The sequence below is a fragment of the Wolbachia endosymbiont of Drosophila incompta genome, from assembly GCF_001758565.1.
Classification (GTDB): domain Bacteria; phylum Pseudomonadota; class Alphaproteobacteria; order Rickettsiales; family Anaplasmataceae; genus Wolbachia; species Wolbachia pipientis.
In genome coordinates this window covers 940,328-944,818 of sequence record NZ_CP011148.1, presented here as the reverse complement: position 1 = coordinate 944,818, position 4,491 = coordinate 940,328, and the positions used below count along the sequence as shown (strand labels likewise).

The 4,491-nt window shown below is 37.5% G+C and carries 6 protein-coding genes and 1 tRNA gene (1 of these 7 running past the window's edge); 4 read left to right on the top strand and 3 right to left on the bottom strand.

The window, feature by feature from the left end:
- The 4 genes from plsX to WG67_RS08655 all read left to right on the top strand — a co-directional run.
- Positions 1-53, top strand: part of the annotated coding region (gene plsX, locus WG67_RS04245; protein ID WP_458694916.1) for a phosphate acyltransferase PlsX (this coding region is incomplete at its 5' end). Its footprint begins 704 nt before the window's first position; 53 of its 757 annotated nt are in view.
- Entirely contained in the window at positions 43-951 is a 909-nt protein-coding gene (locus WG67_RS04240; RefSeq protein WP_006280477.1) for a beta-ketoacyl-ACP synthase III, read from the top strand. The genes plsX and WG67_RS04240, both read left to right, overlap by 11 nt.
- A gap of 111 nt (positions 952-1,062) precedes the next feature.
- A complete protein-coding gene (locus WG67_RS08660; RefSeq protein WP_010082311.1) occupies positions 1,063-1,233 on the top strand; it encodes a hypothetical protein in 171 nt (56 codons plus the stop codon).
- 132 nt (positions 1,234-1,365) lie between these two features.
- Positions 1,366-1,542 carry a hypothetical protein gene (locus tag WG67_RS08655; RefSeq protein ID WP_179945717.1) on the top strand — a complete coding sequence of 59 codons (177 nt, stop codon included), beginning with the start codon at positions 1,366-1,368 and terminating at the stop codon, positions 1,540-1,542.
- A gap of 266 nt (positions 1,543-1,808) precedes the next feature.
- Here WG67_RS08655 and WG67_RS04235 read toward each other — a convergent pair whose 3' ends face one another.
- From WG67_RS04235 to mnmE, 3 genes are all read right to left on the bottom strand, one after another.
- The gene (locus WG67_RS04235; RefSeq protein WP_070356951.1) at positions 1,809-2,813 is read right to left on the bottom strand and encodes an NAD(P)/FAD-dependent oxidoreductase; all 1,005 of its coding nucleotides are present in this window, start codon (positions 2,811-2,813) and stop codon (positions 1,809-1,811) included.
- A 168-nt stretch (positions 2,814-2,981) separates the two neighbouring features.
- Positions 2,982-3,069, bottom strand: a tRNA-Ser gene (locus WG67_RS04230).
- A gap of 47 nt (positions 3,070-3,116) precedes the next feature.
- Positions 3,117-4,491: tRNA uridine-5-carboxymethylaminomethyl(34) synthesis GTPase MnmE (mnmE, locus tag WG67_RS06390; RefSeq protein WP_458694915.1), on the bottom strand; the 1,375-nt coding region annotated here is incomplete at its 5' end.

The following is a 4,491-nucleotide window of genomic DNA, read 5'->3' as shown; positions in this document are numbered from 1 at the left end:
AAAAGTTTCATATTAAGCACTGGATCTTACCTACCAAGAAAAATGTTGAGTAACAACGAAATTGCATCGATAGTTGAGACGAGCGATGAATGGATAAGGCAGAGAACAGGAATAGTTCAAAGGCATATAGCAGATGAAGGAGAACTAACGTCAGATCTAGCTGTAAATGCAGCAAAAAGTGCTATAGAAAAAGCTAAAATTTCAGTAGATGAAATTGACTTGATTATAGTTGCTACAACAACTCCTGATAAAACTTTTCCTAGCTGTGCAACGATTGTACAAAGTAAGTTAAAATGTAAAAACGCATTTGCTTTTGATGTACAAGCAGCATGCTCTGGTTTTATATATGCAGTTACAGTTGCTGATTCGCTCATAAAATCTAACAATAGAATTAAATATGCATTGGTTATAGGTGCTGAAATAATGTCTAGGATTGTTGATTGGGAAGATAGGTCAACTTGTGTACTCTTTGGTGATGGTGCTGGTGCAGTGGTGATGAAATCAGAAATGGGTAGAAGCGGCATCATATCAACAAACTTATACTCTGACGGCAATGTGGACATACTATGTACGAACGGAGGGATATCCTCAACTGGTGATTCTGGAAAAATATGCATGAATGGAAGAGAAGTGTTTAAACATGCAGTGGATAAGTTAACAGCCTCAGTAGAGGAAACTCTGAAATGCAATAATTTGAAAATCACTGATATTGACTGGTTAATTCCCCATCAAGCAAACATTCGTATTATTGAAGCAGTAGTAAAGAAATTAGATTTTCCTATAGAGAAAGTGATTAATACCGTTGATAAGCATGCAAACACCTCAGCGGCATCAATTCCACTGGCCTTAGACTATGCAATACAAGAATCAAAAATAAAATCAGGAAATCTGGTACTGCTGATTTCAATAGGTGCAGGCCTGACCTGGGGTTCCGTGTTGCTGCACTATTAGACTTCCTGCATTACCTCCTGTCATCCAAGTACCCTCTTTGTCATTCCAGTGCCTCTTTCTCCTGTCATCCCAGTGCCCTGACTACTTGGATCCAGAAAAAAGAATGGTGTCATGAAAGTAGCTGATACTGGTTTTCATCCAAGAGGGTGTCATCTCAGTGCCCTGACTACTTGGATCCAGGAAAGTTTGCTTGTAAGCAAGCAAACTAGCACAGAAAGTGGTTACAACATTTTCGATGAGATTATATGGAAAACTAGATCCCAGTGTCAAGCACTGGGATGACAAAAAAAGGAGCACTGGGATGACAGCAGTCCTACGTCATACCGCGATTCATTCGCGGTATCTCTAGATCCCGCTAACAAGCAGCGGGATGACGGTTGTCGTTTAGCCATAAATATTTAAGAAATTTACCAAATGAAAAAAAAGGCAAAAGAAGCCCTGGGGTTATTATCCGCTTTAAAATATTGGCGTTTTTTATGTTTTAAACGCTTGACAAGCGAGATTAAGCTGCTTTTAATTGCAACTAACTTACGCTGCAAACGTTTAAGAAATTTACTAAGCAGAAAAAAAGACAAAGAATCCCCGAGTTAGCTAGTCTTTTACTATCTCTGTCGAGTATTGGCATTTTTTGATGTCTTGTAACGCTTTGTAAGCGCGTTCAGCTTATTTAGATAAAAATCTAGATGTAGATGAAGTTTTGTAAAGACATACAGTATCTATATACTGCAAAAAATTGAACATAAGACGCCGATACATTAAGTAATCCTTACCTTTTAATCTGCAGATTGGCGAAAGCAAATACAATAGCTTCAATTTTATGATAAGGGGGCTGGTTGAAGATGAGGTAAGCGGCAATCCTATAATCCGTGAATTCCCTTTGAGGTTGAATATTGAAAATTAACCGGAGAGTTGTGGATTACTTTGTATATGTCATAACAAGCCATGGCGCTCTCAGCAAAACCATTTAGTATTAATTTTAGTTTGCCTGAATAAATAGCTATATCTCCGATTGCATATATCCTATCTCTACTGGTTTTAAGTGTAGCTGGGTCGACAACTATGCGGCTATGTTCTAACTGTATACCCCAATTGTTTATTGGACCAAGATTCATTGACAATCCAAAAAATGGCAGCAAAAAATCAGCGGATATTTCTTTTTCTTCCTTAGAGGCAATGTTTTTTACTATCACTGCGCTCAACTGCCCATTACCTCCTGCTAGTTCGTGTAATTGATATGGCACTACCAGTTCTATTTTTCCATCAATTTCAAGTGATTCTAATTTATTTCTAGTTTCAGGAGTGCAGCGAAATTCCTTTCTCCTATGTATCACATAAATTTTCTTCGCAACTTTAGAAAGTTCTACAGTCCAATCAGCCGCAGAATCACCCCCACCTGCAATGACTATAGTTTTGTCCTGAAAATCAGAAATTTTATTTACACTGTAAAATACAGATTTATTTTCATATTCTAATATACCACTTAAGGGTGGACGGTTAGGTTCAAACATTCCGTTACCTGCAGCAACAATAACGGCTTTGCATTTTACCTCTGTACCTATGTTCGTTATGACAGTAAAGCTTTCACCTTCGTTATTTGAAATCTTTTCCACTTTTTGACTTAAATGGTAAACAGGCTTAAATGGCGAAGATTGCTCCATTAGTTGCTCAATTAATTTTTGGGCAGTGATTACAGGATAACCAGGTATATCATATATTGGCTTTTCTGGGTAAAGAGCTGTGCATTGTCCTCCTGCTTGATCCAAAACATCTATTATATGACATCTCATATCAAGCATTCCCGCTTGAAAAGCAGTGAATATTCCAACAGGTCCTGCACCTATTATTACTATATCGGTTTTCATATTCAGATGGTGATCTATTTATAGATATTAGCTTTCTTTGCTAACAAGGTCAATTTACAAAGGGATGTATTTTTAAAAGATGTGGCTAGATTAGACAAGATTTCCAGCGTTATGAACCACATAGTCCAAATAAGCTCTAAAAATCAGCCAGCATAGCGAGATGCTGTGCGGACGGAATGGGATTCGAACCCATGGTACGCTCATCACGTACGTCAGTTTTCAAGACTGGTGCCTTAAACCGCTCGGCCATCCGTCCATTTCTTTTCTATCACAACATTTGATTTTAAGCAATCTATAAAAGCTTTACTTGCCCACGCAAAAGTTGCTAAACACACTACTCAATATTTCCTCAACATCAATAATTCCAATCACCGCACCAAGTTCAAATGCAGCAAGCCTCAAATCTTCAGATATCAACTCAATTGGATTATCGATATTAAAACGTTGTAAATGTTCCAGTGCTTTCTTCATGTGATTCCTATGTCTTTGCCGAGTGATTACAGGAGTGTCTCTATCATGCCCAAATTTTTCCTCTGCCTTCTCTTTTATGAGAGAGATCAATTTGTTTGTACCTATTTCCTTTAGAATAGAAATGGGTAAAAGATCTATGCCATTAATTTTTATATTGTGATTATTGATAACATCGTCAGCTTTGCTCAATACATAAATGGTGTCATTTTGGTCTGATGTCATGCAAGTAGCTGACACTGGAATCCAGCTATGAACATTGTTTTCAGCACATGTTTCTAGAATCCATTGTCTATTGCATAATTTGCAAGTATTTTTATATCTGGATCCCAGTGTCAAGCACTGGGATGACACCGTTTGTTGATTACAATATTTGCATAGTTGTGTGTCAACGACAGATGGTATATTGCCTGTGGCTTGATAATTGACATCGTGTCGTTGTTCAAAAGGAAATAGCTCTATTCTTAAATCAGCTTCAAAAGACCTCTTTTTCGCTCGACTTATACCTTCTAATTCTATTGGATCTGAACTTTCACGAATTCCAGCAGTATCAGAGAGAATGATTGGGTATCCGCCAATGTCAATATGAGCTTCAAGTATATCTCTTGTTGTGCCTGCATATTCAGAAACAATAGCAATATCACGCTTGGCTAAGAAATTAAACAGAGTTGATTTACCGACATTTGGTTCACCAGTTATTACAATATGTAAACCCTCACGCAACCTTTCGCCCCGTCTATTATCATTTAAATGCTCTTGTATCAACTGCACGAGAGATTGCACTTCATTATTAATTTTTTCCAATTCACTTTTTTCTGCCCAAATGTCCTCTGGAAAGTCTATATATGCTTCGATTTTGGATTGTATCGTTATTAATCTTTGCCTCCAATTGCTGTATAGTCTCTCCAATTCTCCTGATATCTGCTTAATCGCTTGTTTAGCTTGCATTTTCGTCTCAGCATCAATTAAGTCTGCAATCCCTTCTATTTGCGTTAAGTCAAATTTACCATTTAGAAAAGCCCTAAGTGAGAATTCTCCAGGCTTGGCCATAACGAAAACTTTTGATAATTCCTCCAAGATGATTTTTATAACTGCCTTGCTTCCATGCACTTGTAACTCTATAACGTCCTCGCCAGTGAAACTGTTTGGAGCAGGGAAATAGATGATTATTCCATTATCTATCAATTGACTGGAATCATCATATAGATCA